We start from the raw sequence: 25555 nt of genomic DNA on the forward strand, positions 1-25555 counted from the left end.
GCATGCGGTAACAGCCGAGAATAAAAGATGTTTTTTATATGCAATAATTCGTTGTTATTCGATCCTGAAGCACATGCAATAAGTCTTGTTGGACAACCAGAATCTGTATTAACGCTTTCGGCGCCAGCCGTTCGGCTTTTGCAGGAATTTATAAAACACAGAGGACGCGACCTGAGCCGGGAGGAATTGATCGCTCGCGTGTGGGAAGAATTTGGCTTTACGCCATCGGGAAATAACCTCAATAAAGCGGTTAGCGAATTACGTAAAAGCTTCCAGTCTCTGGGAGAGGGGTACGAATTTATCGTGACCGTGCCCCGTTACGGGTTTCGTTTTGATGCTGATGTTATTTTTCAGCCCGGAGAGAATATACCCTCCGCCGATCCGCAGCCCTCTTCCGCACCGCAAGAGGTAAAACCTCAACGCGCATCCATTAAAAAATGGGCAATTGTGGCCGTATCGATCGTCGCTGCGCTCGGGGCGAGCCTCTACTTTAGCCGACAGCAGGGGATCATCGTTCCGGCGAAGCTCAAGCCGGTTAAGGAAAAAATCGCGCGTTGCAGCATCTGGATTATCAACGATCACGGAAGACCGCTGGTGTTATCAAAATTAGCGGAGCGGCTGGAGGCTAATAACGTGGCGTGCGGACGAGAGGCGTACGACATTTATTATTTCAGCGCCCGTTTTTCTATTTCCGATGCAGATGAGGTGTTCATTGGCGCCTGTCCGGCTAGCAAAACCAGCCTGTGCAAAACCATACGTTATAAAAGCGGGGCGCAAAAATGAAAATAAAACTTCTTTTTGGGCTGGGCGGTGCGCTGGTCGGTGGTGCCCTGGCGCTGTTTTACTATTCCGGCTGTGTGGGTAAAAAGGATGTGCTGGCCTGCAGCACGGAATTTAACTTTACGCGCAATGAGGGAAAAGCCAGTGAGGTGAAGGTCAATGCCGTTGCCCAGTTCTATTTTCATCGGGACGGTACCGGGTTGACCACCTATAAAGGCGCGGCAAGGGCTGGCGGGCAAAGTTTAATCGTTGACAGGGATGTGGACTTTACCTGGGAGCAGCGGGACGATGATAACGTCATTGTATTGAGTTACACCAAAACCTGGCGTCGGCACAATGACAATACGCCGGATGCCCAATGGGGTAGCTTCGCTAATCCGACCGCACGCTACTACCTTACAATCTCTGAACTCTCGCCTTCCGTGTGGCTGATTCAGGACCGGCGTTATCCCACCTATATTTGCCGGGGTGAGTAGGGCATAAAAAAAGGAGAATGCCGGTGGCATTCTCCTTTTTGTTTCAGCAGGTCTGCTTAATCGCGGCTGGCGAAGCCCAGGATGCTCAGCAGGCTGACGAAGATGTTGTACAGCGACACGTACAGGCTCACGGTGGCGCGGATATAGTTCGTCTCACCGCCGCGAATGATGTTGCTGGTTTCAAACAGGATCGCGCCTGAAGAAATCAGAATAAACACGGCGCTGATCGCCAGATGCAGGGCAGGCAGCTGCAGGAAGATGTTTGCCACCATACCCACCAGCACCACTACAACGCCCGCCATCAGCATACCGCCGAGGAAGGACATGTCCTTACGGGTGGTCAGCACGTAGGCCGAGCAGCAGAAGAACACCAGCGCGGTACCGCCCAGCGCCATGCCGATAAGATCGCCCATTCCGGCAGACAGATACGCATTCAGCATCGGCCCCAGGATGTAGCCCAGGAAGCCGGTGAAGGCAAACGCGGAAAGAATACCGACCGGTTTGTCAGCGGTTTTGTAGGTCAGGAACATCAGACCATACATACCCACCAGCGTCAGGATCAGCCCCGGAGACGGCAGCATCAGAACGGTGCTGGCGGTGGCGGTGATCGCTGAGAACGCCAGCGTCAGGCTGAGCATGAAATAGGTATTGCGCAGCACCTTGTGGGTACTGAGTAGCGATGTGCGGTCGCGTGAAGAAGTAATTATACGATCCATGAGTCACTCTCTTATGACAGATGTAATTAGCGGAAAGAATAGGAAACGGCACGCCAGTCTCAAAGTGGTTTTACCCATCTTTACTCAGCACGTTAGCGCTGGAGGTGGTTATTTCTTCTGCGGAAGTCCGTTTCGCTAGTATGAACAGCGGTTTGCGAGAATTTACCAGATCAAGCTCTTATAGGTTACTGAAAAATATTGCGTTATTACCATTCGAGCGCTAAGAGTTATTTCCGGATCGTCATAAAACAGACAATAAGGCGAAGGAAATGAAACCACAAACACGCACGAACTTTACGCTCTCTTTGTTAACCGCAGGGATCCTGTGCGCCAGCACGGCAGCCTGGGCGGCTAACGTGCCGGCAGGAACCGCGCTGGCCGATAAGCAGGAACTGGTCAGGAATAACGGCAGTGAACCGGCTTCGCTCGACCCGCATAAAGTCGAAAGCGATGTCGAATTCAATATTATCAGTGATTTATTCGAAGGGCTGGTCAGCGTCTCTCCGACAGGAGAAGTCCAGCCCCGCCTGGCGGAAAAATGGGAGAACAAGGATAACACCGTCTGGACGTTCCATTTGCGTCCGGGCATCACCTGGAGCGACGGCACGGCGATTACCGCAGAGGATGTGGTCTGGAGCTGGCAGCGCCTGATCGACCCGAAAACGGCTTCGCCTTATGCGAGCTATCCGGGCAACATGCATATCGCCAACGCGGCCGATATCGCCCAGGGGAAAAAAGCGCCCGATACGCTGGGCGTAAAAGCGATTAACGACACCACGCTGGAAGTGACGCTCACGCAGCCAAACGCGGCCTTCCTCGCGATGCTGGCGCACCCGTCGCTGGTGCCGGTGGATAAAGTGCTGATTGGCCGTTTCGGCGAAAAGTGGACCAAGCCGGAGCATTTCGTCAGCAGCGGGGCGTACAAGCTGTCGCAGTGGGTGGTCAACGAACGCATCGTGGCTGAGCGCAACCCGCGCTACTGGGATAACGCGCACACCGTGATTAACAAGGTCACCTACCTGCCCATCACCTCCGAGGCCTCGGATGTGAACCGCTATAAAGCGGGCGAAATTGATATTGTGTACACGGTGCCGATTAACCAGTTTGCCCAGCTCAAGAAAACCCTGGGCAGCCAGCTGGACGTTTCACCTCAGCTTGCGACCTATTACTACGAGTTCAATACCACCCGGCCGCCGTTCAACGACGCGCGGGTACGCAAGGCGCTGAACATGGCGCTGGATAAAGACATCATTGCCGGGAAAGTATTAGGGCAGGGGCAGCGCCCGGCGTGGCTCATCAGCCAGCCGGATATCGGCGGCGTTAAGCTACAGAACCCGGATTACGCCAGCTGGCCGCTGGACAAGCGCATCGCTGAGGCGAAAAAGCTGCTGAACGAGGCCGGGTATAACGCCAGCCATCCTCTGAGCTTCAACCTGCTCTACAACACCTCTGAATCGCACCAGCGCATCGCGATTGCGGCCAGCTCCATGTGGAAGAAAAACCTTGGCGTGGAGGCAAAGCTGCAAAACCAGGAGTGGAAAACCATGCTGGATACTATGCACACCCACAACTTTGACGCGGTGCGCTACGCGTGGATTGCCGATTACGACGATGCGGCGACCTTCCTGAACAACTTCCGCACGGGCGACAGCGAAAACACCAGCCAGTACAGCAATCCGGACTACGATGGCGCGCTGGTGAATGCCGCAAAAGCCAAAACGGCGGAAGAGCGGGGTAAGTACTACCAGCAGGCGGAAGATCTGCTGGGGCGTGATGTGCCGGCCATTCCGGTTTATCACTACGTCCGTACGCACCTGGTGAAACCGTGGGTGGGCGGATTTACGCCGGATAAGCTGGGGTACTATTTCACGAAAGACATGTACATCAAAAAGCACTAAGCCTGTGCTGATAAAATCGTCGATGTGTCGTCAGTTCAACCGATTAAACACGTTTTGACTATTTTTACAGCGAACGAGTGCAGCCACTCTTTACAGCACGCGGTGAGGTGTTTATAGTTCGCCTCACTTAGGAAGCGTGGCCGAGCGGTTGAAGGCACCGGTCTTGAAAACCGGCGACCCGAAAGGGTTCTAGAGTTCGAATCTCTACGCTTCCGCCAAACATAAACCCCAGGTTACTCGTTAACCTGGGGTTTTTCTTTTGGAATAACCGATCCGCCTCACACTTTTAACCTCCCGCTATTCCCCTGTAAAAACCAGGCGTTATCATTCACCCCGTAAATATCTTTTCATCTCTTACCGAGGCTTTGATGCTGGAGAATGTTTTCATCAGATAATCAGTTTCCCGCCCTCTTCAGGACGGACTGGTTATCGCTGCGCTTAAACCTTACGCACGCACCTGCGGGTGTGGGCTCGTTTTTACGCATGATGATTACACAGGTTTTCCAGTATGAATTTATCCCGTCAGGAACAACGTACCTTACACGTTCTCGCCAAAGGTGGACGAATTATGCACGTCCGCGACAGTTCTGGCCGCGTCACGTCCGTTGAGTGCTACACCCGTGAAGGGCTGCTGCTGAGCGACTGCACGCTTAACGTCTTTAAAAAACTCCGTACTAAAAAGCTGATCCGATCCGTGAACGGGCAGGCTTACCGCATCAACACCACCGGGCTGAACAACGTTCGCGCCCAGCTGGATAATCGCTAAGGAGAAGTGATGAATACACCTTACACAGATAGCTATGACCGCGCTTTTTTGCTCGACACCATGATGGGCCCAAACGCCATGCGGCTTACCGAGGAGCTGGTTGCTCAACTGCAGATTGATCCCGGAATGCGCATACTCGATCTCGGCTGCGGGAAAGGGATCTCTTCTATCCTGCTCGCCGAAAAATATGACGTCACGGTTTTTGCCGCCGATCTGTGGATTACGCCGAGCGAAAACGCAGCGCGTTTCAGCGAACGGGGTCTGGACGGAAAAATCTTTCCGCTACGGGTTGATGCCACGAAAGCGATCCCGTTCGCGCATGATTACTTCGACCTGATCGTGAGCGTGGATGCGTATCAATACTTTGGCAACAATGACGCCATGCTGGGCACGCTGCTACCTTTCCTGAAACCCGGAGGACATATTGCGGTTGCCGTTCCGGGGTTTATCGGGGAGTACAGCGAAACGCATCTCCCGGAGGTGGTTAAACCTTTCTGGACCCCAGAGTGGTATTTCTATCCGCTCTCCTGGTGGAAAGCGCTGTGGGAAAAAGAGCCCGGTGCGGCGCTGACCATCGTGCGTGAGATGGACACCTGCCAGCAGGCGTGGGATGAGTTTATGCAATGCGAGATCGCCCAGGAGATGATGGTGCCCATTATGGATGCGGGCGCCGGGGCATATTTCAACATGATCCAACTGGTTGCGCAGAAGCGCTAAGGGCAATAAACAACGCCACCCTCGGGTGGCGTTCATGCATTGAATTGTGCAAATGTAGGCCGGGTAAGCGCAGCGCCACCCGGCAAGAAACGCGGCGTTATGAGCGAATAAAGGCCAGAATGTCCGCGTTGATGGTGTCCGCATGGGTGGTGTGCATCCCGTGCGGGAAGCCCGGATAAATTTTCAGTACGCTGTTCGCCAGCAGCTTGTCCTGCAGCAGGGCAGCATTTTTATACGGCACAACCTGATCGTCATCACCCTGCAACACCAGAACGGGAACCGTGATGGTTTTCAAATCTTCCGTCTGGTCGGTCTCTGAAAACGCCTTAATCCCCTCATAGTGGGCCTTAGCGCTCCCGATCATCCCCTGACGCCACCAGTTCTCGATCGTACCCTGAGAAACCTCTGCGCCATCGCGATTAAAACCGTAGAACGGGCCGCTGGCGACGTCGAGGTAAAACTGGGCGCGGTTAGCCGCCAGCGCTTTGCGGAAGCCGTCGAAAACCTCGATGGGCGTACCGCCAGGGTTAGCGTCCGTTTTGACCATCAGCGGCGGCACGGCGCTGACGAGCACCGCTTTGGCGACGCGACCCTGCGGTTGTCCATACCGGGCAACATAGCGGGCGACCTGGCCGCCGCCGGTGGAGTGACCGACGTGCACGGCATTGCGCAGATCCAGGCTTTCAACCACGGCCGACGCGTCGGACGCATAATGATCCATGTCGTGGCCTTCGCTCACCTGGTCTGAACGCCCATGACCACGACGATCGATAGCGATAACGCGATAGCCTTCCGCGAGGAAGAAGAGCATCTGGTTATCCCAGTCATCGGCACTCAACGGCCAGCCGTGGTGGAAGACAATGGGCTGAGCCTCTTTTGGGCCCCAGTCTTTGTAGTAAATATTGACGCCATCTTTCGTTGTTACGAATGCCATACCGCAGACTCCTCTGTTAAAGGCAAAACGATCCCCGGCTGAGCGCACAGCGAATCAGTAATGCCTTAATTAAGTTGGCTTTTTTCTGTTTCCCGTACCGACAGTACTCCTAAAGTGTAGGAGAAATAGTAAAAGCGGTTGGTTTCATTGCTGTTAAAGGTATTCACAGCGTCAATCCGATCATCGTTCTCCCGGCGTTACCCGCTTGCGGGTATACATCGCCTTGTCTGCGCTATTAAGCAACGTATCGGCATCACCCGCGTCATGAGGAAAGCGGGCAATGCCAATACTGCCGGAGATGGTAATCACCTGCTCGTTAATCAAAAAAGACTGTGCCAGCGCGGCGCTGACCTTTTCCGCCGTTTGTGGGGGTAAGGGATCGTCGGTCGTTAAATCGGGGAGCAGGGCGACAAACTCATCGCCGCCGAGGCGGGCCACCGTGTCACCTTCGCGCAGTACGCTTTGCAGACGGAATGCCACCAGCCGCAGCAGCTCGTCGCCGACGGCATGACCATGAAGATCGTTCACCGGTTTAAACCGGTCGAGGTCGATAAACAGCAGCGCCACTTCCTTATCGTGGGCGATAGCCTGGGCGATCGCCAGCTCCAGACGGTTAACCAATAATCTCCGGTTCGGTAACCCCGTCAGGGCATCAAAGTTAGCGTGCAGCCAGGCGATATGTTCACGCTGTTTGCGGTCGGTAATATCGCGAATAAATGCCGAAAATATTTGCTTACCCGCTTGCTGATGCGGCCATATCGAGAGCTCAATAGGGAACTCGCCTTTGGTGCGATGCAGCGCAGCGATCTCGATAGTGCGGTTGAGAATATTCGACGGTTGCCCGGCCTTAAAGCGCATCAGGCCGCGCGCGTGCTGCTCGCGAAATTCTTCGGGTACGATCATCTTGCCAAGGCTGTTGCCTATCGCTTCTTCCGCTGACCAGCCGAACATTCGCTCTGCGGCCTGGTTCCAGTTCACAACATTACCGGCATGATCGATGGTAATCACCGCATCCTGCGCGGTTTCAACCAGCTGACGATGGTACTCTTCGCTCTCTTCCAGCGCCTGCTTCATCGACTCTATCTGGCTGATGCTCTCCTGCAGCTCGCTGTGCATTTCCGCCAGCGAAAGGGAGAAGAAGCGGATCCGCTCTTCAACGGACATATTTTTCATTTCTGAATAGAGATCGCTGGCGGTACGTGGCGGCATACTGAATTCCTGACAAAAGGGTTAAGTACTTATCAATTATGGCGCTTTAGATCGCTTTTTGTATCGGGAGTGTGGCTGGACAGCGGTAGGGGGCTTGCAGGTAATTTGGACAGCAGCAATAAAACAGGCTCTGGAGCATGCCTCCAGAGCCTTCCGGGTTAGCGGTTTTCTTCAATATATTGGGCCAGGTCAGCCGGGGTTTTCAGCACCGTCGCCACGTCAGTTGGCGGGATCATACAGCCGTAAACGTCCTGCACTTCCAGCACCATATCGACGGCCAGGATGGAGTCGAGAATGTCGGATTCAATCAGCTCATCGTGAAAGCCCACCTTACGGGATAACACTTTTTCGAACAGGGCGAGAATTTCTTGTTCCATAATTTTTCCTGGAGTCATTAATTGGTGCGGGCGTAAGCGTCCAGCAGCTTGCGGTCAATTTTGCCGTTAGGATTCAGCGGCAAAGCGTCTTTTACGATAATTTGTGAAGGCACCATGTAGTGCGGAACCACCTTCGACAGCGACGTTTTGATGGTATCCGGCGCCAACTCCGTCACGCAGAACGCGGCAATGCGCAGCACGCTGCCGCAGGATTTCATCAGCGGCAGAACCACCGCTTCGTTGATGCCGGACATGGCCAGCAGGCGGTTTTCAATCTCATTGATTTCAATACGGTAGCCATTCAGTTTGACCTGGCTATCGTTGCGGCCCTGGCAATAGATAAGCCCCGCTTTATAGCCCAGATCGCCGGTCCGGTAGCCGCGAAACGCTTCATTTTCCCGACGGAGTAATTTTTCCGCGTTCTCCTGCGGCAGGCCGAGGTAGCCGCGCATGACGTTTTTACCCCAGATAATCAGCTCGCCGTCGGCGGAAATTTCCATTTTGCTCTCAGGCATCATGACCCCCACCGGCAGCACGGCGCTGTCGCTGTTCAGGATCTCATCCGTAATTTCTACCACGGTCGTCGCGATGGTCGCTTCCGTTGGACCATAGGAGTTGATGATTTTGGCCTGCGGGAAACGGCGGCGGAGCTGTTTAACCAGCGCCTTATTTAACACTTCACCAATGAAGATAAAGACGCTCAGCGCAGGCAAATACTCGCTGTTGAACTGCGGGGAAAGCAGCTGCTGGTACGCAAAAGAGGGGGTGGAAACCCAGGCGGAGACCGCGTTGTTTTTCAGTCGCTCCAGCCAGTTCTCTTTCTGAATATCCTCTTTGGCGTTCAGCACGATATGTCCGCCCATCGCCAGATTCGCCAGCAAAGGGATCAGGGAGAGGTCAAAACTGAACACCGCGTGGTTCATCAGGACCGGTTTTTCCGGCAGTGAAAACTCCTGGCTGACCCATTTCATGAAGTGCCATACGCTTTCACGCCCAATCTGCACGCCTTTAGGTTTACCGGTGCTGCCCGAGGTAAACATGATGTAGGCCAGATCCTGCTCCTCCAGCACCTTGCCCGGTTCACCGGTGGCGATGAACTGCCGGGTCGCGACGTCGTAATAGTAAGGGGCATTGGCCAGATGGCAGATCTCCCGCAGGCGCTCCTGCGGGTAGATGCAGTCCACCGGGATGTACGGAATGTTGTGCAGCAGGCAGCTATAAATCGCCACGGCGAACTCGGCCTGCTGGTGTCCGTATAAGACGACCGGCGTACCGGCAACAGGCTGGCAACGCTGATAGCGCTGTGCCCAGTCCGTCACGGCAGCAGAAAGCTGTAGCCAGCTTAAGGCTTCGTCGCTGCCGCTGATGGCCAGCTGCTGCGGAGAGGCGGGATCGCACAATGCCGCACGCAAGAAATCCTGCAGTTCCTGAAGATCGGAGTGATTTTTCATAGAGGTGACATTCCACTAAAGATGTAAAGGGATCCCGCGGCGCTTCCCAGCGTCAGAATTCTCCCTAAAAACGCAACGGCCGGATACTGCAAGCCGCGGTGCAATGCCGGGCTGCGTTTGGCTGACCACAGCAGCATGTTATGCGTGACGGAAATCGCGCCAAATAGCGCGCCGCTGATGACGTAATGGCGCTCCAGGCCATTCCATGCCCCCATGCAGAACAGGGTGCAAAAAATACCGATATTTTGCGCCAGCGTTTTGTTCTGACGGAAAAAGTTGAACTTCATCAGGTTCATGTAAACGGGCATAAAGACCACATCGCGCAGCCATTCAGACAGGCTTATGTGGAAGCGGCGCCAGAAATCCTGCGGGTTCTTTGCCAGAAGCGGCATATTGAAGTTTGCCGGAATGTTGAGCCCAAACAGGCGGCCTGCGCCGATGGCCATATTGCTGTAACCCGCAAAATCAAAGTAGAGGTAGGTGCTATAGGCAATCGACATCACCACGCCGACGGTCAGCGTAAACGGCTTATGGCTCCACGGCTGCACAACGAACGTATCGACAAGCATGGCAAACAGGAACTTCTGGATAATACCGGTAACGATCTGCTCTAACGCCACTAAAAACTGCTCGCGGTTAAGGGCAAATACGGGCTTGCTGACGTCGCTCATCCATGTCCGCCAGCGGTACATGGGGCCGGCCAGGATAATAAAGGGCATAAACAGATAGCAGAAATAGTGCAGGAAATTCTGACCTTCTTTTTTGCTGCGATAGAGCAATACGTCCACCGCGCGGAACGTCATGAAAGAGAGGCCGATCATCCCCCAGTGGTTATTTAAGTGCAATTTCACCAGCAACAACGGCAATAATGTCAGAATGACCGCCTGCCACGTTTTTAACCATCCCTTCGCTTTTAACGTGGCGAAAACATAAAAACTGAAAAAAACAGCGGCGGGGACAAAATAATCCCCCTGAAATATATATCCCCAGCCCAGTGCCGTCAGCACCGACAGCGCGGATAACCCGGTCAGGCGATGGCGTAATACGCGATTGACCAGCGCAAACGCCAGGGCGGAGGAAAACAAATAAACAAAAAACATTCCTGAGCTGTACATCATTCGGCCTCAGAACTTTTGATATTCAAAATGCAGCTGCATACTCATGCTGTCATCGACAGAGGTCCACGCGACGATGGTGATCGCCAGCAGGAGATAAAGGAAAAAAAGACGGATCGCGATTTTCATCATTTAAAACTCTGTGCAATAAAGCGAATCATAGGAACCCAGGCCAGTTCGGAAGGGTGCAAACGATCCCAGTTCCAGCCATTCTGATAAGGCATGGCGTACATATCTAAATAAGGGATCTGGTTCTTTTCCAGAATGGTTTTAATTTGCTTATCAACCGGGCGGAAGGTATCGGTATTGTAAAGCGCCCAGGGGTTAACCGGGTCGACGATAGCAATCACCTGCACGTGACGTTCTTTCAGCAGCTGGACGGTTTTACTGAGCGCGGCGATTTGCGCAGGCACGACCGGCGTGTCATCCCACTGCTGCGGCTTACCGTCCTCTTCGTAAATCGTTTTGTCCATCCACAGCGTGGCCGCGCTCTGCTGGCGTTTTTTATTTAACTCGCGCGCATTCGCCAGCTCTTTATCCCAGTTTGGGACGATGTGGGTAGTTGGCTGCTGCGGCCAGGGCTGTACCGTTTGGGGCGTGACGTTGAGCAGCGCCAGCCAGTCGTTTTTTATCAGGGTGCAGACGTTCGCGAACTGGAAGCTCAGCTCGTCCCACATCAGATCGGGGTGCCAGCCAAACACGCGCATTTGGCCAAAGGTTAAATGGCTTATTTCTTTCGCATCAATATGTTTTAAGTAATTAACCAGCAGCGGGCGCGCCTGAGGATCCTTCATCAGCGGATTAAAAATAGAACCGGGGAAATTATCGGCATAGATAGCCGGTGGCAGTCCTTTTGAATAAAAGCTGTCAGGTGCCAGAAGCAAAACAACTTTACTGTTTGCGTTAAGGCTATTTTTAAAACGTGAGAAGAGTAAAAATTGCGTTTCGTCATCGACAAACGCATCGCCATACGCCACGACGGGTTTGTGCAATTGATTATTAAAGTAATTATATACCGCGTAATGTTCATCTTCTGAAGTGGCAACTTCAGATGCGCCAATGAAGAAAATAGCATTCCCTTCTAAAGCATGGGAAATCGTCGCAATTTTTTCCGCTTGCTCTTTAGGCGTACCCGCCATTGATTTAATCAGCGGCTGGAAGGTGAGCGGCGGGTTGAAGCTCGTCACCAGCGGATGAACACAGAGGAACAATATGGCCAGGGTCGCCATCAGGATATGTAAGCAAAGCGTATTTTTGATTTTCATCATCAACCAGTAAGACTGCATGGCAGTAATTTCTACAATCTGTGGGTACTCAGATTTATAACAATTACACAACAAATGGCCGTTTATTTTTTTTGGCATTCTATACCAGAGCGATTTAAAAGGATGAGCGTTGCTGTGTTACGGTATGTACAAGAGAGCAGAAACGGGGGCCGGAGAAGCAACCGGGTGACTTTTTGCACAGTCAAACGCCGCCGGCTAAAAATAGAAAAATTCCTGCTTTACAAGGCGCTAATAGATGTTTATAGTGCGCCTCACTTTGGAAGCGTGGCCGAGCGGTTGAAGGCACCGGTCTTGAAAACCGGCGACCCGAAAGGGTTCTAGAGTTCGAATCTCTACGCTTCCGCCAAATTCGAAACCCAGGTCGTTATGCGACCTGGGTTTTTTTATGCGCAGAAAACCCCCGGCCAGGCTCGGGCTACAGTAAACCTTTCAGCTTTGGGCCAGTTATCAAAACCCCGTTAACAGGGCATTCTGGTGCTGAGGATACTGCGTCGATACTGCAGCGGCGTCTGACGCATCATCTTTTTAAAGCAGGTAATGAAATAGGTCACCTCGCTAAACCCGACGGCCAGCGCAATGGCATCAATACTCTCATCACTGTACCGCAAGAGATCGCAGCTGCTTTTTATCCGCCGGGTCAGCAAATATTCGTGGATGCTGCCCCCGGTCTGCTGGCGGAAAATGCGTGAGGTATAGCTGCGCGAAAGCCCCAGGTCGTGGGCTAGCTGGTCGAGCGAAAACTTGCTGGCATAGTGGGCTTCGACCCAGCTCATAATCCGCGAGGCGACGGTCTGCTGGCGCGGCGGGTAGGGCTGCGGCTGCTCGGGCAGAAATGTCATGAGCTGCATCATCAGAAATGCCACCTCACAGGCCTCGGTCTGCTCGTTGCCCTCCTGGCGCTGAAACTGCTCAAGGATCCTCTCGATAAACGCCGCGTGCTCGCTGAGATCGTAGATTTGCGCGGGCAGATTGCTGGCGGCCAGCGCGGCGAACCGGGCCTGATGGCGCGGGAAGGCGCTAAGCGCGCTTTCGACGACCGCTTGCTCAATGTGCATCGTGGTGCGGTGATAGGGATTCTTATCGCTATGATCGACCTGCACCTTGTGCAAACGGAAGGGCGGGAAGATGAATAATCGCCCCGGACGGGCGGTGTAGTGCTGATTATCTACTACCACGATGCCGTAGCCGCTGGAAATATAGAGCAATTCCACGCACTGATGCCAGTGGTAGTAAATCGCGCTGGTGGCGTACAGGCGGTTAAAAGAAATGGCCTGCCGATCGAGCGTAATGCGTTCCAGCAGCTGCGTTTCACCCATTTTACCTCCAGGACAACAGATTTAAATTTTTAGGCCATCATTTGTAATTTATCCCCCTCGCGACCGACAAAATCCAGAGAAAATGAAATGGCGGTTCAATTTTGTGAGTCTGCTCACTCAGCGCCAGGAATAAAAGCAGTTACTCTTCATCCAGACGTCGCACTCATGGCTTTAAAAAGCCTAATAACAATAACTTATCTCTACCCTCGTGTAATGCGGGAGGACCCTGTGCAACCTGAAAATATTCATCTGGATAATCCACTGACAAGCCGGGAAGAGGTGCAACGGCTGGTCAACGACATGCTAAACGCGGTGGCGCCCTGGTTTAAAAACGACGCCAGCCGCATTGATTTAGCGAACTTTACCGCTCACTACGGCCAGCAGGTCGCAAGCATGGAAACCTTTTCCCGCCTGCTGTGGGGCGTCACGCCGCTGCTGGCCGGCGGCAGCGAGCCGCAACGCTTCTCTTTCTATTTACAGGCGATAAAAAACGGCACCAATCCGCAGCATGCCGATTACTGGGGCGACGTCGAACCATACGATCAGCGAATCGTCGAGATGGCGGCCTACGGGCTGCTGCTGGCGCTGGCGGGCGATACCGTACTGGCGCACTTCACCGAGACGGAGAAAGCGAATTTATGGCGCTGGCTAAAGCAGTGCGAGACCCAGGAGATCCCCGATAACAACTGGCACTTCTTTCCGATTCTGGTGCAGGTCGGCTTCCATCATTGCGGCATGCCGACCAACCCGCAGGTGCTGGAAAATCACTTTGCTGCCATGGAGCACTACTATCTCGGCGACGGCTGGTACTCCGATGGTCCGGGGCGGCCGCGCGACTATTACATCTCGATGGGCTTTCATTTCTATGGCCTGATTTACGCGAAGCTTATGGTCGAGGTCGATCCAAAGCGTTGTGCAACGCTGCGTCACCGCGCCGCGCGTTTCTCCTCTGACTTCATCCATTTCTTCGCCGAAGACGGCGCGGCGATCCCGTTTGGCCGTAGCCTGACCTACCGCTTTGCCGAGGCGGCGTTCTGGAGTGCGGCGGCCTTCGCCGGGCTGGAGGTCTTTTCACCCGGCGTGATTAAGGGCATCGTTCTGCGCCATCTGCGCTGGTGGCTGAAGCAGCCGATGTTCGACCGCGACGGCGTACTCAGCGTCGGCTACAGCTACCCGAATCTGGCGATGGCGGAAGACTACAACGCGCCGGGTTCGCCGTACTGGGGCCTGAAGACCCTGCTGGTGCTGGCATTAGATGAGGGCGACGCCTTCTGGCAGGCGGCTGAGCTGCCGCTGCCGCCGTTGCCCGTACAGCACACGATAGCCCACGCGGATCAGGTGGTGGTGCATCAGGCCGATCACCTGTGGATGCTTACTTCCGGCCAGTTGGAGCTAAACAACTTCGTCAATACCGAAGCGAAATACTGCAAATTTGCCTATTCCACCCGCTTTGGCTTCACCATCGAACGCGGGCGCTACGGCCTGAATCATGCCGCGCCCGATTCGATGCTGCTGCTGGCCGAAAAGGATAACTACTGGCGTGGCCGCCGCGAATGCCAGCACGTGGTCACCGCAGACGGCACCATTTACAGCCTCTGGCTGCCGTGGCGCGATGTGGTGATTGAAAGCTGGCTGCTGGCGCTGGGCGACTGGCAGCTGCGCGTCCATCGTATCAATACCCGGCGCGCGCTGGATTGCGCGGAGGGCGGCTTTAGCCTGGCTAACCGCCCGCAGCCGCAGGCACACGAGAGCGACAGCGCCTGCTGGTTACGCAATGCCCGGGATGTATCAGCCATTTTCTGTTTACACCCGCACGCCCGACGCGGCGAGACGGTGGTGACGCCGCCAAACAGTAATCTGTTGTTCGCCGAGCGCGCGGCGGTGCCGCTGCTGCGCGGTGAACTCGACCCCGGTAAGCATGTGTTGATAAGCGCGGTGTGGGCGGGAAATGCCGCCGACTTCGATCCGCAACGCTGCCCACAGGCCATCATTAGCGATGACGCGGTACGCTTCGTGACGGCACGACAGGAAACGACGCTCGTTCTGGCCCCGGAGGCATCGCTATGAGCACATCATCGTCCGTACGCGCCGCACAGTACAAAATGAGTACCTTTATTTTTCTCTACTTCTTCACCTGGTCATCCAGCTTTGGCCTGTACGCCCTGTGGCTGAGCCAGAAAGTGGGGCTCGACAGCGTCACCATCGGCAGCGTGTTCGCCATCAACGGCGTCTTCGCGGTGGTCCTGAAGCCGGTGTACGGCTACATCATGGACAAAATCGGCATGAGCAAGTGGCTGCTCTATTTTGTCTGCGCCATTTCTGCGCTGATGGCGCCGTTCTTCGCGCTGGTGTATCAGCCGCTGCTGCAAAGCCATGCGATGGCGGGGATTATCATCGGCGCGCTGTATCTGAGCCTGGGCTGGTACGCCGGCGTGGCGGCGTCTGAATCTTACGCCGACCGCTTTAGCCGCCTGTACGGGCTGGAGTTTGGCCGCATCAGAATGTGGGGTTCGCTGGGCTGGGCGATGGCGGCTTCGGTCTCCGGGCTATTGTTTAACTTCACGCCGCTCGCCAACTTTCTGCTCAGCAGCGGTACCTCGGTACTGATGCTGCTGGTGCTGGTCAGCCTCAAAATCGGCGACGAGCAGCTGCGCAACAACAGCGTCATCTCCGCCAATAAGATCGTTTTTGCCGACGTGCTGATGCTGCTGAAAAACCGCAAATTCTGGATGTTCAGCCTCTATGTTGCCGGGGTGGCGTGGATGATGTTTATCGCCGAGCAGCAGTTCCCGCGCTACTTCGTGTCGTTCTTCGCCACCAAAGAGCAGGGGAATGCCTGGTACGGCTACCTGAGCACCGTCCAGTCGGGGATGGAGTTCGTGATGATGATGTTTATCCCGTGGCTGGTGAACCACTACGGCGCTAAGCGCGGCCTGCTGTTCTGCGGCTGCGTGGTAGGCGCACGGCTGATCGCCTCCGGACTGACCAGCGACCCGATTGTTATCTCCATCATCAAACCGTTTTATGGCGTCGAGATCGCGCTGCTGCTGATTTCGGTCTTCAAATACATCGCCGAGCATTTCCATCGTCGGGTTAACGCCACGATGTACCTGCTGGGCTACCAGGCGATGATTTACGTTGGCTCGATTGTGGTCGCCCCGCCCGCCGGCTACCTGTACGACAGGATAGGCTTTGAGCATACCTATCTGCTGATGGGCTGCTGCGCCCTGATATTTACGCTGATTTCCGCCTTTACGCTGTCGCGCTGCCAGTCGAATCGCGATGTTTCACGACCCTTTGCTCCGGCTTTAGATACCGCCCCGGTTGAACCGGCCAAACATTAATTCAGGAGTTGTTATGACCAAATCTGTTATTACCGAAGCGCTGCGGCCGATCGAACTGCATCAGGTCGATCGCCTGGCGCTGAGCCAGAAGCTGGAAGCGGCCTTAACCCGCGTAACGCGCAAGCTCGACAAAAATATTGTCGCCTTCGGCGATAAGTTCCCCGGCGAAGCCTGTGAGAAGGGCGTCTGGCCGCGCACCGATAACGTGGAGTGGACCACCAGCTTTTGGCCTGGCCAGCTGTGGCTGGCGTGGGAGATGACCGGCAAAGCGCATTATCGCGAAGCCGCCGAGCGCTATTTACCGTCGTTCGCCCGGCGTATTGAGCAGCGTATCGACACCGCAACGCACGATCTCGGGTTCCTCTATTCGCTCTCCTGCATCAGCGCCTGGCGGCTCACCGGCAACGAAGCCGCTCGCCAGTCGGCGCTGCTGGCAGCCGAGCGCCTGATGGAGCGTTTTAATCCGACGGCCAACATTATTCAGGCGTGGGGTGATTTAAACGACCCGGAGCAGCAGGGGCGAATGATCATCGACTGCAATATGAACCTGCCGCTGCTGTACTGGGCCAGCGAACAGACCGGGGATCCGCGCTATGCGCAAGCGGCGACGGCTCACGCCGGACAGGCAGCGAACTATATCGTGCGTGAAGATGCCTCGACGTACCACACTTACTATATGGATGTGCAGACGGGCGAGCCGCGGTTTGGCAATACCCATCAGGGCTACAGCGATACCTCGTGCTGGTCGCGCGGCCAGGCATGGGGCATTTACGGCTTTCTGCTCAGCTATCAGCACACCGGCGATAAGCAGATGGTTGAGCTGTCGCGCAGCCTGGCGCATTACTTCCTCAACCGTCTGCCGGAAGATGACGTTTGCCACTGGGATCTGGCCCTGCTCGGTACCGACGCCGTGCGCGACAGTTCAGCGGCGGCGATTGCCGCCTGTGGCCTGCTGGAGCTGGTCAAGGCGCTGCCGACGCTCGACGCACACCGCGCGTATTATGAAGAGATGGCGCTGCGTATTGCGCAGTCGCTGACCGATAACTACCTGGCTCATGACGACGATCCGACCGAAGGGCTGCTGCAGCACTCGGTTTATCATATGGGCAGCGGTAAGGGCGTCGATCAGTGCTGTAGCTGGGGTGACTATTTCTATCTTGAGCTGCTCGCGCGGCTGCGACAGATTTGGCATCCGTACTGGTAACCCTTAAGCAATGGAGAGCAAGATGAAAAGCGTAGCCGTGCTATTAGCCCCCGGTTTTGAAGAGGGGGAAGCGATTGTCACTATCGATATCCTGCGCCGCCTGAATATTACGGTGCAGACGATTGCCTGCGGCGAGAGTCGCGAAGTGGTGAGCTATCACGCCATCCCAATGGTGGCGGATAGCACCCTGAAGGCCAGCCTCAATCGGACCTTTGACGCCGTGGTGCTGCCGGGCGGCCCGGAAGGCAGCGTCAACCTGGCGAAAAGCGCGGAGGTGATTGCCTTCGTTCGCCGCCATGATGAAGCGGGCAAATATATCTGCCCGATCTGCTCCGCCGCCGCCCGCGTGCTGGGCGGTAACGGACTGCTCAAAGGGCGCCGCTATGTCTGTTCCGGCGATTTGTGGAAAACGGTCAGCGATGGCATTTACGTCAATGCCGACGTGGTGGAGGACGGCAATCTGCTAAGCGGCCGTGGGCTGGGCAACGCGTTTGATTTCGCCTTTACCCTGGCGGCGCGATTGCAGGGCGATGGGGCACTGGCGCAAGAGCAGGCCAGCCATATTGAGTACGCATGGCAGGATAGCGAGCCCGTTTACGGGCTGGCAAAGTGCGATTTGTGAGTTTCGCCCGGCGGCGCTACGCTTGCACGGGCCTACAAAAAAACGTGCAACCAATTGAAAAGTATGCGCAATGTAGGCCGGGTAAGCGCAGCGCCACCCGGCAAGAAAGACTGTGCAGGTGGTTTACAGCCCGATCACCAGCTCCCCGGAATGGCTCCGCGAGCAGCACAGTGCCACCTGCTGCTCCGTCGCGCTTTTTTCCGCCTCCGACTGCACGCTGTCCCGGTGATCCACCACGCCGTCAATCACCGGCGTCAGGCAGGCCCCGCAGATCCCCATCTCGCAGGAGAGGGGAACTGCCACTCCATGTTCCTGCAGCACCTGGGCGATGGTCTTATCGGCAGGCACAGGCCAGCGCTCCCCGGTGGAGGCCAGCTTGACCGTAAAGATCTCGCCGGATTCACCGCCTGCGGCAGGGGCTGCGGGCTGAAACGCCTCGCTGTGAAGATGGGCGTCCTCCCATCCCTTCGCCGTGGCGACCTCACGCACTTTTTCCATAAATCCTGCCGGACCGCAGATCCAGGCGTGAAGCCCCGCCTCGGCCGTCGGGAGATGCTCTGCCAGCACTGTGCGCGGGCTTATTGTATGAATGATGCACTCACCGCACTGCGAGAGTTCGCGCGCAAACGCCGCGCTTTCGCGGTTTCTGACGTAATAGTGCAGCAAAAACGGCGTTCCGGCCGCCTTCAGCTGGAGGGCCATCGCATACAGCGGCGTAATGCCAATGCCCGCCGCCAGCAGCAAAACCCGCTCTGCCTGAGCAAGCGGAAACAGATTGCGCGGGGCAGAGATGGTCAGCGTCTGTCCGGGCCGCAGCGTCTCGTGAACGTAGCGCGACCCGCCGCGCGAGGCGGTTTCCCGGCCCACGCAGATAAGATAGCTCTCGTCCTGACATGACCCGGTCAGGGAATACTGGCGCACCACGCCGCAGGGCAGGTGGACGTCAATGTGCGCGCCGGGATGCCACGTCGGCAGCGCTTCGCCGTCTTCAGCCACCAGCCTGACGGCGAGGCTTTTGTCGCCCTCGCGCCACAGCCCGTCAACAATTACGCTCAGCATATCGGCCTCCGTCATACCAGGAAAAATTCGCCAAAGCCCATTTTTTTCAGTCCCCGACGGTAGGCAATTGAGCTTTTATCGGCGGGAATATGGGCTTCCAGCGTCAGATCCAGCGGCAGACTTTCCGGGCGCTGGGTTTCCACCATCAGGCGATCTTCTTCGAAGATGCGCAGGTTAAAGGCATGCACGTCTTCCACCGGAATATGCAGGTCAAGGTTGCGCGCAATAGGGGCGAACATGCGGGTCACGCGCGATGACACGGGCGACGCGGCGTTCATGATGACCAGCCTCGACTCTCCCGGAAAATGAATCGTCAGGGTGGCGGTAAACGGCAGATGCATTTCAAAATGGCGCAGCCACTGGAACCCTTCTGGCGCCTGCACGGGTGAACCGGCGGGATAGTTGCTCACGGAGCTCCAGTAATCCGCCACGAAGCCGAACGGCGTCTCCTGCGGCTGATAGGCGGGCACAAGCTGATTATTGGGATCGGCAAAGGTATCGGTGTGGATCCACGCAAAGTGCGCTACGTCCAGAAAGCCTTCCACCTGACGTCCGGCGAAGCCGTTCACCTCAAACGCCGGGCAGTTGATCTGCTGAAATCCGGCGTCATCCCAGTGCGGCATGGTGGGCAGCGGCGCGGGATTGTCCGGGTCAAAGGCCAGGCAGGTCCAGATCAGGCCGAAGCGCTCCTCCACGGCGTAGTTAATCAGGTTCAGCTTCGCCGGAACGGGCTGGTCGGGGCTGGACGGAATACGGTTGCAGCGCCCGTCCTCCCCAAAGCGGAGGCCGTGGTAGGGGCAGATAATCCCGTGCTCGTCGTGAAAGCCGAGCGTCAGCGGCACGCCTCGGTGCGGGCAGACGTCACGGGCGACCACGACCTGGTCGTTAATCCGGTAGATCACCAGCTGTTCATCCAGCAGGGTCGCCTTGAGCGGTGCCGGGCCGACGTCGCAGGCGCGCGCGACCGGGTGCCAGCATTTCGCCAGGCGCAGCCAGTCCTCTGGCTCAAACGTGCAGTGGGCGGGTGGAGTCGGTTCTCTTTTCATCGTTGTCCCTCTTGCGTTCAGCCTAACGGGCCGCCCTGAATGGTCTCGCACAGACCGTTGATGATGCGCTCTCCGGTCTCCTCTTTGAGCTCCTGATACCAGGCCTGCGTCAACGCCATGTCTTTCCCGTGGGTGACGTCGCAGCGCTTACGCGCCTTCAGCACCAGGTCGCGCACCCGGTCGCAGCGCAGCGCTTCGTACTGCCGCAGCGCCAGCGTAATGCTGTGGTTTTCGCGCAGGCATTCCCCCAGCACGACGGCGTCTTCCATCGCCGCACAGCCGCCCTGGCCGATATCCGGCGTGGTGCTGTGCGCGGCGTCGCCGAGCAGGGCGACGTTGCCGCGCACCAGGCTGTCGAACGGCTCAATGTCGTGGATTTCAATGCGGTTGGTGGTTTCAGGATCCAGCGTCGCGATAAGCTTCTGCACCGGCGGCGCCCAGCCGCGGAAGTAGCCCGTGAGATCGGCGCGCAGGGTGGTGCGATCCTCCGCCAGGCCCGCGGGCAGCGGCACGTCAAAAAAGAAGTAGAAACGACCGCCGGAGACGGGCATCAGCGACACGCGTTTGCCTTCGCCAACGAAGGTGGTCCACTGGTGGGCCGGGGCGATCTCTTCGTCAATCTTTACCAGCCCGTTCCAGTTCACGTACCCGGCGTAGCGGCGCTCGGGGGTATATCCCAGCACGTACGGGCGAACCGCCGAGTGGCTGCCGTCGGCGGCAATCAGAAAATCACCGGATGCCGTGGTGCCGTCGGTGAAGGTCACGCTCACGCCCGCGTCGTCTTCGCTTACGCGCTCCACGCGCTTGCCGAACTGCACCCTGTCGCGCCCCCAGAAGTCCAGCATTTCGCGCTGGAGCTCGGTGCGCGAGACGGGGCAGGGACGCCCGCCGGTACGCTCAACCAGCGGGGCAAGGCTAAAGCGGGTCAGGGTCTCGCCGCGCCGGTAATCCTTGTAGGCCATAAAACGCATCGGCCCGCCGTAGGTCTCGATGATGTCGCCCATGCCGAGGTGCTGCATGCATTTCACGCCGTTAGGCCAGATGGAGATGGCCGCCCCGACGGGCCTGATCGCCTTTACGGCTTCAAACACGGTACAGTCGATGCCCGCTTTCTTCAGCGCGACGGCGGCGCTCAGGCCGCCAATACCCGCGCCAATGACGATTGCTCTCATGCTTCTCTCCTTTTGCAGGGTGTAAAGGCATTCAGCAATTTGCGTACCAGGCTGCAGAGTGGTGAAAACGGCGTTGTGAGAGGTGGGTTTGCACTGCTAAGGTGCGCAAACGCGGTGAGCGTGCCTTTTTTTGAATCAAAAATTTCCAGTTGAGCTATGCGGAATCGACTGTTTCACGCCCGCGCTCAGAGTGGCGTGGTTTGTGCAATAACCCGGAGGAAGACAATAAAGGAGACGCTATGATCGCACTGCACGAGTTCAATCATCTTCCCCACGAAAAGGCGCTAGCGCTGATTCACCCCTGCGTGGCGCTCCCCGGCTGGGCCGACGCGCTGGCGCTGGGGCGGCCATACGCCAGCCGGGAGGAATTGCTCAGTACGGCAAAAGCGCTGACGCAAGCCTGGGACGAAGCGGCATTAACGCAGGCATTGGGCGCCCATCCGCGCATCGGGGAAAAGCCCGCGGGTTCACATGCGGAGGCGGCGCTGTCGCGCCAGGAGCAGGGCGCGGTGAATGAAGGTGATGCTGACCTTGCCCAGGCGCTGCGCGAGGGGAATGCCCGCTACGAGGCCCGCTTCGGACGCGTCTTTCTGATCCGCGCGAAGGGCCGCAGCGGCGAGGATATTTTACAGGCGCTGCACGCGCGGCTGGAGAACAGCGACGCGCAGGAAGTCCGTGCCGCGCTGGAACAGCTGCGGGAAATTACGCTGCTACGGCTGGAAGGAGTCATTAGCGAATGAGCACACTCAGCACCCATATTCTGGATATCTCGACGGGCAAACCCGCAGCGGGCGTGACGGTACATCTCGAACGGGAGGGCGAAATCATGGCGACGGGCGTGACCAACGTAAACGGTCGCATCACCGAATTTGTCCCTTTCCTGCCCGCGGGCCGCTATCGGCTGGTGGCGGAGATCGGCGCGTGGTTTAGCGAAACCGGTCGCGACACGCTCTACCCCTGCGCGCAAATTGATTTTGTGACGGGAGAAGCGGCAGGCGAGCACTTCCACCTGCCGTTTGTGATTGCGCCCGGCGGGTGGTCAACCTACCGGGGCAGTTGACCATATCCGCTCGCCGTTGACCCAGGTCTCGCTGATGTTGCGCTCGTCGCCCAGGGTCATCAGCACAAAAAGCTGCTCGTAGATATCCTGGCAGCGGCGATTGCGCAGGCGCTGCAGCGGCGTTACGTCAGGGTCGATAACCACGAAATCCGCCTCTTTGCCGGGCGCGAAGTTGCCAATCTTATCGTCCAGCCGGAGGGCGTGCGCGCCGCCCAGCGTGGCGTGGTAAAAGGCCTCGCTGGCGCGCAGGCGGTAGCTCTGAAGCTGGCCGACCTTGTAGGCTTCCCCCAGGGTGCGCAGCATGCTGAAGGTGGTGCCCGCACCGACGTCGGTGCCGATGCCCATCCGCACCCTGTGCTGCCAGCAGGCGGGCAGGCGAAACAGCCCGCTGCCGAGAAACAGGTTAGAGGTGGGGCAAAACGCCACCGCCGAACCGGTGTCATGCAGGCACTGCCACTCGCTGTGGTGAAGATGAATCGCGTGGGCAAACACGCTGCGCTCGCCGGTCAGGCCGTAGTGGTGATATACGTCGAGATAGCGCTCATGCTCCGGCCAGAGGTCGCTTACCCAGGCCACTTCGTTGGGGTTTTCGCTCAGATGGGTCTGCATCCAGGTATCCGGGAACTCCTCCCTGAGCAGGCTGACCGCGGCAAGCAGCTCGGGGGATGAGGTCGGGGCAAAGCGCGGCGTAATGGCGTAGCCCAGGCGTCCACGGTGATGCCAGCGCTGGATCAGCGCTCGCGTCTGCCGGTAGCTCTGCTTCGCGTCTTCGCTCAGGTAGTCCGGCGCGTGTCTGTCCATCATCACCTTTCCGGCGATAAGGCGCATGTTGAGGCGCAGGGCTTCGGTAAACAGCGCCTCGACCGATTCCGGATGTAGCGTGCAAAACACCAGCGCGGTGGTGGTGCCGTTGCTCACCAGCTGGTGAATGAAAAATTCGGCGATCTCTTTCGCGTAGGCTTCATCGGAAAACTGGCTCTCCACCGGGAAGGTGTAGGTGGTCAGCCACTCCAGCAGCTGTTCGCCAAAGGCGCCGATCATCTCCGTTTGCGGGTAATGGACGTGGGTGTCGACAAAACCGGGCAGCAGCAGCCTGCCGCGCAGGTCGGTATAGCCTTTGTGAGGGTCAAGATACTGCTCGCCTTCCTGCCAGGGCATGTGCGCCAGAATTTTCCCGCCCTGTATAAACAGCAGCCCGTCCTCAAGGTAGCGCGCGTGTTGGGCAATCGCGTCTGCGCTGTCGCAGACCTGGGCAATATCAAAAAATGCACCGCGGATCGCTGTCTGGTAATCCATCATGGTTCCTGCCTTAGTGTTTGCGTAGCGGGGTGATAAGGCGCAGCAAGAACGGTGCCAGAATGAAAGGGCCGCAGATACGCTGCGGCCGGAGGGAGGGGTTACTCTTTTTGCGTCGCCACGCGGGAGCTAAACGACGTCGCGCCCGCCGTCTCGCGATCTTCCCGCGCCAGCCAGCGGTAGGTCACGCCGCCGAGGAAGACGCCGATAAACCAGCTGAAGTTCGCCACCTCATGCAGGGCCGGGATAAAGCTAATCACCAGACCGACGGCAACGGACGGGATCAGCGCGCCAATGGCTTTCGGGTTGAAGCCGTTGCGGTACCAGTATTTGCCCTTTGGCGTGTCGTCGAACAGATCGTCGACCGACACCTTGCCGCGTTTAATCAGGTAGAAGTCGGCAATCAGAATGCCGAACAGCGGGCCGATAAACGCCCCGAGCACGTCCAGGGTGTAGTGGATAAGCTCCGGCGAGTTGAACAGGTTCCACGGGGTAAGCAGAATTGAGCCGACGGCGGCAATCATGCCCCCGGTGCGGAAGCTGATTTTCTGCGGCGAGCAGTTAGAGAAATCAAACGCCGGGGAGACGAAGTTCGCGACGATGTTGATCCCGATGGTGGCGGTGATCATCGTCAGCAGGCCAATCGCCACGGCCAGATCGTTGCCCACGCGGCTGACGGTTTCAATCGGATCGGTGATCATGCGGCCAAACAGCGACTGGGTGCCGGAGACAATGACCACGGTGACGATGGAGAACAGCAGGAAGTTAAACGGCAGACCCCAGCGGTTGCCGCGGCGGATTTCCCCCATGCTTTTCCCGTAGCGGGAGAAGTCGCCAAAATTGAGCAGCGGGCCGGAGAAGTACGAAACCACCAGCGCGGTCGCGGTGATCATCTGCCAGGTCTGCTCGCCCGCGCTCAGGGATTTGCTGGCGAGGGTGAAGGAAATGCCGTCAAAACCGGTCTTGTATACAATCCAGCCTGCGAGGGCCAGCATGACCACGTAGACCGCCGGACCGGCGATATCAATAAAGCGCTTGATGGCGCTCATGCCGTGCCAGAAGACCATCGCCTGCAGGACCCACATGATGGCAAAGCAGAGCCAGCCCAGGTGCGACAGGCCCAGGAACGCGCCGGTGGTAAGCGAAGAGAGCGACGGCCAGAACTTCAGCGCCACCAGCATCAGGGCGTTGGCGGCCAGATAGGTCTGAATGCCGTACCACGCGAAGGCGATAAGCCCGCGGATCACCGCCGGAATATTGGCCCCGAAGACGCCAAACGCCTGACGGCTGATCACCGCGTAGGGCACGCCCGCCATCTGGCTCGGTTTGGCCACCAGGTTGGCGCACAGCTGCACGATGCAAATCCCCACCAGCAGGCAAAGCAGCACCTGCCAGCTTGCCAGCCCGAGCGTAAAGAAGCTCGCGGCGACAACATAACCCCCCATGCTGTGAACGTCCGACATCCAGAACGAAAAGATGTTGTACCAGCTCCAGTTCTGGTCACGCGTCGGTGCCAGATCCTCATTGCAAAGACGTGGGCTGTAAACCGCACCGGAATCAGCGGCCGTACCCTGCTGCGCGTTTTGACTGTTTGGCATGAAACCTGCTCCTGTGAATGAAAACCCGTTGAGTGGGAGTGCAGACGGTGTTGCAGGATCCAGGCCAAAATAATAAATCTTGTATGCAATATTTTATTTTTATGTATACGATT

General features: G+C 57.0%; 25 protein-coding genes and 2 tRNA genes. 13 read left to right on the forward strand and 14 right to left on the reverse strand.

Annotated features, from left to right (window positions below):
* Positions 1 to 27 precede the first annotated feature (27 nt).
* Both AB8846_RS00700 and AB8846_RS00705 read left to right on the forward strand, forming a co-directional pair.
* Entirely contained in the window at positions 28 to 783 is a 756-nt protein-coding gene (locus tag AB8846_RS00700; RefSeq protein WP_370731780.1) for a transcriptional regulator, read from the forward strand.
* A complete protein-coding gene (locus AB8846_RS00705; protein WP_063143968.1) occupies positions 780 to 1256 on the forward strand; it encodes a hypothetical protein in 477 nt (158 codons plus the stop codon). Before AB8846_RS00700 ends, AB8846_RS00705 begins: the two co-directional genes overlap by 4 nt.
* Before the next feature lie 56 nt (positions 1257 to 1312).
* On the opposite strand, the gene yccA is transcribed toward AB8846_RS00705, so the two are convergent.
* Entirely contained in the window at positions 1313 to 1972 is a 660-nt protein-coding gene (gene yccA, locus AB8846_RS00710) for an FtsH protease modulator YccA (protein ID WP_023335168.1), read from the reverse strand.
* Positions 1973 to 2241: 269 nt separating this feature from the next.
* Between yccA and AB8846_RS00715 the strand changes: the two genes are divergently transcribed.
* The 4 genes from AB8846_RS00715 to AB8846_RS00730 all read left to right on the forward strand — a co-directional run bounded on the left by AB8846_RS00715 (position 2242) and on the right by AB8846_RS00730 (position 5353).
* A complete protein-coding gene (locus AB8846_RS00715; protein ID WP_331412737.1) occupies positions 2242 to 3870 on the forward strand; it encodes an ABC transporter substrate-binding protein in 1629 nt (542 codons plus the stop codon).
* Between the two features lie 130 nt (positions 3871 to 4000).
* Positions 4001 to 4088: transfer RNA gene (locus AB8846_RS00720), tRNA-Ser, on the forward strand.
* Positions 4089 to 4378: 290 nt separating this feature from the next.
* Positions 4379 to 4636, forward strand: coding sequence for a YjhX family toxin (locus tag AB8846_RS00725; RefSeq protein ID WP_370731781.1), 258 nt, complete (start codon positions 4379 to 4381; stop codon positions 4634 to 4636).
* Between the two features lie 9 nt (positions 4637 to 4645).
* Positions 4646 to 5353 carry a cyclopropane-fatty-acyl-phospholipid synthase family protein gene (locus AB8846_RS00730; RefSeq protein WP_370731782.1) on the forward strand — a complete coding sequence of 236 codons (708 nt, stop codon included), beginning with the start codon at positions 4646 to 4648 and terminating at the stop codon, positions 5351 to 5353.
* Between the two features lie 97 nt (positions 5354 to 5450).
* Here AB8846_RS00730 and AB8846_RS00735 read toward each other — a convergent pair whose 3' ends face one another.
* The 7 genes from AB8846_RS00735 to AB8846_RS00765 all read right to left on the reverse strand — a co-directional run bounded on the left by AB8846_RS00735 (position 5451) and on the right by AB8846_RS00765 (position 11704).
* Positions 5451 to 6287, reverse strand: a complete 837-nt coding sequence (locus AB8846_RS00735) for an alpha/beta fold hydrolase (protein WP_370731783.1) — start codon at positions 6285 to 6287, stop codon at positions 5451 to 5453.
* A 180-nt stretch (positions 6288 to 6467) separates the two neighbouring features.
* Positions 6468 to 7496 (reverse strand): diguanylate cyclase domain-containing protein, encoded by a 1029-nt coding sequence (locus tag AB8846_RS00740; RefSeq protein ID WP_370731784.1) that lies wholly within the window; start codon positions 7494 to 7496, stop codon positions 6468 to 6470.
* A gap of 158 nt (positions 7497 to 7654) precedes the next feature.
* Entirely contained in the window at positions 7655 to 7873 is a 219-nt protein-coding gene (locus AB8846_RS00745; RefSeq protein ID WP_331412730.1) for an acyl carrier protein, read from the reverse strand.
* Positions 7874 to 7890: 17 nt separating this feature from the next.
* Positions 7891 to 9324: an AMP-binding protein gene (locus AB8846_RS00750; protein WP_331412728.1), complete on the reverse strand. Its 1434-nt coding sequence runs from the start codon at positions 9322 to 9324 to the stop codon at positions 7891 to 7893.
* Positions 9321 to 10439, reverse strand: a complete 1119-nt coding sequence (locus AB8846_RS00755; RefSeq protein WP_370731901.1) for an MBOAT family O-acyltransferase — start codon at positions 10437 to 10439, stop codon at positions 9321 to 9323. Before AB8846_RS00755 ends, AB8846_RS00750 begins: the two co-directional genes overlap by 4 nt.
* Positions 10440 to 10448: 9 nt before the next feature.
* The gene (locus tag AB8846_RS00760; RefSeq protein ID WP_023335174.1) at positions 10449 to 10571 is read right to left on the reverse strand and encodes a hypothetical protein; all 123 of its coding nucleotides are present in this window, start codon (positions 10569 to 10571) and stop codon (positions 10449 to 10451) included.
* Complete coding sequence (locus AB8846_RS00765; RefSeq protein WP_370731902.1) at positions 10568 to 11704, reverse strand: D-alanyl-lipoteichoic acid biosynthesis protein DltD; 1137 nt, start codon at positions 11702 to 11704, stop codon at positions 10568 to 10570. Before AB8846_RS00765 ends, AB8846_RS00760 begins: the two co-directional genes overlap by 4 nt.
* A 279-nt stretch (positions 11705 to 11983) precedes the next feature.
* Between AB8846_RS00765 and AB8846_RS00770 the strand changes: the two genes are divergently transcribed.
* A tRNA-Ser gene (locus AB8846_RS00770) sits at positions 11984 to 12071 on the forward strand.
* 112 nt (positions 12072 to 12183) lie between these two features.
* Here the strand turns inward: AB8846_RS00770 and AB8846_RS00775 are convergent.
* A complete protein-coding gene (locus AB8846_RS00775; protein ID WP_370731785.1) occupies positions 12184 to 13041 on the reverse strand; it encodes a helix-turn-helix domain-containing protein in 858 nt (285 codons plus the stop codon).
* A 228-nt stretch (positions 13042 to 13269) separates the two neighbouring features.
* Between AB8846_RS00775 and AB8846_RS00780 the strand changes: the two genes are divergently transcribed.
* Genes AB8846_RS00780 through AB8846_RS00795 form a run of 4 tightly spaced genes read left to right on the forward strand, consistent with a single transcriptional unit; the run spans position 13270 to position 18211 of the window.
* Positions 13270 to 15108: a DUF2264 domain-containing protein gene (locus AB8846_RS00780; protein ID WP_370731786.1), complete on the forward strand. Its 1839-nt coding sequence runs from the start codon at positions 13270 to 13272 to the stop codon at positions 15106 to 15108.
* Entirely contained in the window at positions 15105 to 16385 is a 1281-nt protein-coding gene (locus AB8846_RS00785) for an oligosaccharide MFS transporter (RefSeq protein WP_370731787.1), read from the forward strand. The genes AB8846_RS00780 and AB8846_RS00785 overlap by 4 nt, the downstream gene beginning before the upstream one ends.
* Positions 16386 to 16398: 13 nt before the next feature.
* Entirely contained in the window at positions 16399 to 17589 is a 1191-nt protein-coding gene (locus AB8846_RS00790) for a glycoside hydrolase family 88 protein (protein ID WP_370731788.1), read from the forward strand.
* A gap of 22 nt (positions 17590 to 17611) precedes the next feature.
* Complete coding sequence (locus tag AB8846_RS00795) at positions 17612 to 18211, forward strand: DJ-1/PfpI family protein (RefSeq protein ID WP_370731789.1); 600 nt, start codon at positions 17612 to 17614, stop codon at positions 18209 to 18211.
* Positions 18212 to 18334: 123 nt separating this feature from the next.
* Here the strand turns inward: AB8846_RS00795 and AB8846_RS00800 are convergent, their stop codons facing one another.
* Genes AB8846_RS00800 through hpxO form a run of 3 tightly spaced genes read right to left on the reverse strand, consistent with a single transcriptional unit; the run spans position 18335 to position 21488 of the window.
* On the reverse strand, positions 18335 to 19270 hold the full coding sequence (locus AB8846_RS00800) for a 2Fe-2S iron-sulfur cluster-binding protein (protein WP_370731790.1): 936 nt from the start codon (positions 19268 to 19270) through the stop codon (positions 18335 to 18337).
* 11 nt (positions 19271 to 19281) lie between these two features.
* On the reverse strand, positions 19282 to 20316 hold the full coding sequence (gene hpxD, locus AB8846_RS00805; protein ID WP_370731791.1) for a molybdenum cofactor-independent xanthine hydroxylase subunit HpxD: 1035 nt from the start codon (positions 20314 to 20316) through the stop codon (positions 19282 to 19284).
* Positions 20317 to 20333: 17 nt separating this feature from the next.
* Positions 20334 to 21488, reverse strand: a complete 1155-nt coding sequence (gene hpxO / locus AB8846_RS00810) for an FAD-dependent urate hydroxylase HpxO (RefSeq protein ID WP_370731792.1) — start codon at positions 21486 to 21488, stop codon at positions 20334 to 20336.
* A 239-nt stretch (positions 21489 to 21727) separates the two neighbouring features.
* Here hpxO and uraD point away from each other — a divergent pair, with 239 nt between their 5' ends.
* Complete coding sequence (gene uraD, locus AB8846_RS00815) at positions 21728 to 22228, forward strand: 2-oxo-4-hydroxy-4-carboxy-5-ureidoimidazoline decarboxylase (protein WP_370731793.1); 501 nt, start codon at positions 21728 to 21730, stop codon at positions 22226 to 22228.
* Positions 22225 to 22548, forward strand: coding sequence for a hydroxyisourate hydrolase (gene uraH, locus AB8846_RS00820; protein WP_370731794.1), 324 nt, complete (start codon positions 22225 to 22227; stop codon positions 22546 to 22548). The genes uraD and uraH overlap by 4 nt, the downstream gene beginning before the upstream one ends.
* On the opposite strand, the gene guaD is transcribed toward uraH, so the two are convergent.
* Complete coding sequence (guaD, locus tag AB8846_RS00825; RefSeq protein ID WP_370731795.1) at positions 22528 to 23847, reverse strand: guanine deaminase; 1320 nt, start codon at positions 23845 to 23847, stop codon at positions 22528 to 22530. The two genes, uraH and guaD, sit on opposite strands and share 21 nt — an antisense overlap.
* A 98-nt stretch (positions 23848 to 23945) precedes the next feature.
* Positions 23946 to 25442, reverse strand: coding sequence for an NCS1 family nucleobase:cation symporter-1 (locus AB8846_RS00830; RefSeq protein ID WP_370731796.1), 1497 nt, complete (start codon positions 25440 to 25442; stop codon positions 23946 to 23948).
* Positions 25443 to 25555: the final 113 nt, after the last annotated feature.

The organism is Enterobacter sp. KB-221C9 (assembly GCF_041320715.1).
Classification (GTDB): domain Bacteria; phylum Pseudomonadota; class Gammaproteobacteria; order Enterobacterales; family Enterobacteriaceae; genus Enterobacter; species Enterobacter asburiae_D.

What these genes read in the sequence shown, in the direction of transcription:
- AB8846_RS00830 (WP_370731796.1), bottom strand. Translation starts at nt 25,442, where the DNA reads ATGCCAAACAGTCAAAACGCGCAGCAGGGTACGGCCGCTGATTCCGGT.
- AB8846_RS00745 (WP_331412730.1), bottom strand. Translation starts at nt 7,873, where the DNA reads ATGGAACAAGAAATTCTCGCCCTGTTCGAAAAAGTGTTATCCCGTAAG.
- AB8846_RS00715 (WP_331412737.1), top strand. Translation starts at nt 2,242, where the DNA reads ATGAAACCACAAACACGCACGAACTTTACGCTCTCTTTGTTAACCGCA.
- AB8846_RS00750 (WP_331412728.1), bottom strand. Translation starts at nt 9,324, where the DNA reads ATGAAAAATCACTCCGATCTTCAGGAACTGCAGGATTTCTTGCGTGCG.
- AB8846_RS00740 (WP_370731784.1), bottom strand. Translation starts at nt 7,496, where the DNA reads ATGCCGCCACGTACCGCCAGCGATCTCTATTCAGAAATGAAAAATATG.
- AB8846_RS00705 (WP_063143968.1), top strand. Translation starts at nt 780, where the DNA reads ATGAAAATAAAACTTCTTTTTGGGCTGGGCGGTGCGCTGGTCGGTGGT.
- AB8846_RS00730 (WP_370731782.1), top strand. Translation starts at nt 4,646, where the DNA reads ATGAATACACCTTACACAGATAGCTATGACCGCGCTTTTTTGCTCGAC.
- AB8846_RS00785 (WP_370731787.1), top strand. Translation starts at nt 15,105, where the DNA reads ATGAGCACATCATCGTCCGTACGCGCCGCACAGTACAAAATGAGTACC.
- hpxO (WP_370731792.1), bottom strand. Translation starts at nt 21,488, where the DNA reads ATGAGAGCAATCGTCATTGGCGCGGGTATTGGCGGCCTGAGCGCCGCC.
- AB8846_RS00765 (WP_370731902.1), bottom strand. Translation starts at nt 11,704, where the DNA reads ATGAAAATCAAAAATACGCTTTGCTTACATATCCTGATGGCGACCCTG.
- AB8846_RS00755 (WP_370731901.1), bottom strand. Translation starts at nt 10,439, where the DNA reads ATGTACAGCTCAGGAATGTTTTTTGTTTATTTGTTTTCCTCCGCCCTG.
- AB8846_RS00725 (WP_370731781.1), top strand. Translation starts at nt 4,379, where the DNA reads ATGAATTTATCCCGTCAGGAACAACGTACCTTACACGTTCTCGCCAAA.
- yccA (WP_023335168.1), bottom strand. Translation starts at nt 1,972, where the DNA reads ATGGATCGTATAATTACTTCTTCACGCGACCGCACATCGCTACTCAGT.
- AB8846_RS00795 (WP_370731789.1), top strand. Translation starts at nt 17,612, where the DNA reads ATGAAAAGCGTAGCCGTGCTATTAGCCCCCGGTTTTGAAGAGGGGGAA.
- AB8846_RS00775 (WP_370731785.1), bottom strand. Translation starts at nt 13,041, where the DNA reads ATGGGTGAAACGCAGCTGCTGGAACGCATTACGCTCGATCGGCAGGCC.
- AB8846_RS00760 (WP_023335174.1), bottom strand. Translation starts at nt 10,571, where the DNA reads ATGATGAAAATCGCGATCCGTCTTTTTTTCCTTTATCTCCTGCTGGCG.
- uraH (WP_370731794.1), top strand. Translation starts at nt 22,225, where the DNA reads ATGAGCACACTCAGCACCCATATTCTGGATATCTCGACGGGCAAACCC.
- AB8846_RS00790 (WP_370731788.1), top strand. Translation starts at nt 16,399, where the DNA reads ATGACCAAATCTGTTATTACCGAAGCGCTGCGGCCGATCGAACTGCAT.
- AB8846_RS00800 (WP_370731790.1), bottom strand. Translation starts at nt 19,270, where the DNA reads ATGCTGAGCGTAATTGTTGACGGGCTGTGGCGCGAGGGCGACAAAAGC.
- guaD (WP_370731795.1), bottom strand. Translation starts at nt 23,847, where the DNA reads ATGATGGATTACCAGACAGCGATCCGCGGTGCATTTTTTGATATTGCC.
- AB8846_RS00735 (WP_370731783.1), bottom strand. Translation starts at nt 6,287, where the DNA reads ATGGCATTCGTAACAACGAAAGATGGCGTCAATATTTACTACAAAGAC.
- AB8846_RS00700 (WP_370731780.1), top strand. Translation starts at nt 28, where the DNA reads ATGTTTTTTATATGCAATAATTCGTTGTTATTCGATCCTGAAGCACAT.
- uraD (WP_370731793.1), top strand. Translation starts at nt 21,728, where the DNA reads ATGATCGCACTGCACGAGTTCAATCATCTTCCCCACGAAAAGGCGCTA.
- hpxD (WP_370731791.1), bottom strand. Translation starts at nt 20,316, where the DNA reads ATGAAAAGAGAACCGACTCCACCCGCCCACTGCACGTTTGAGCCAGAG.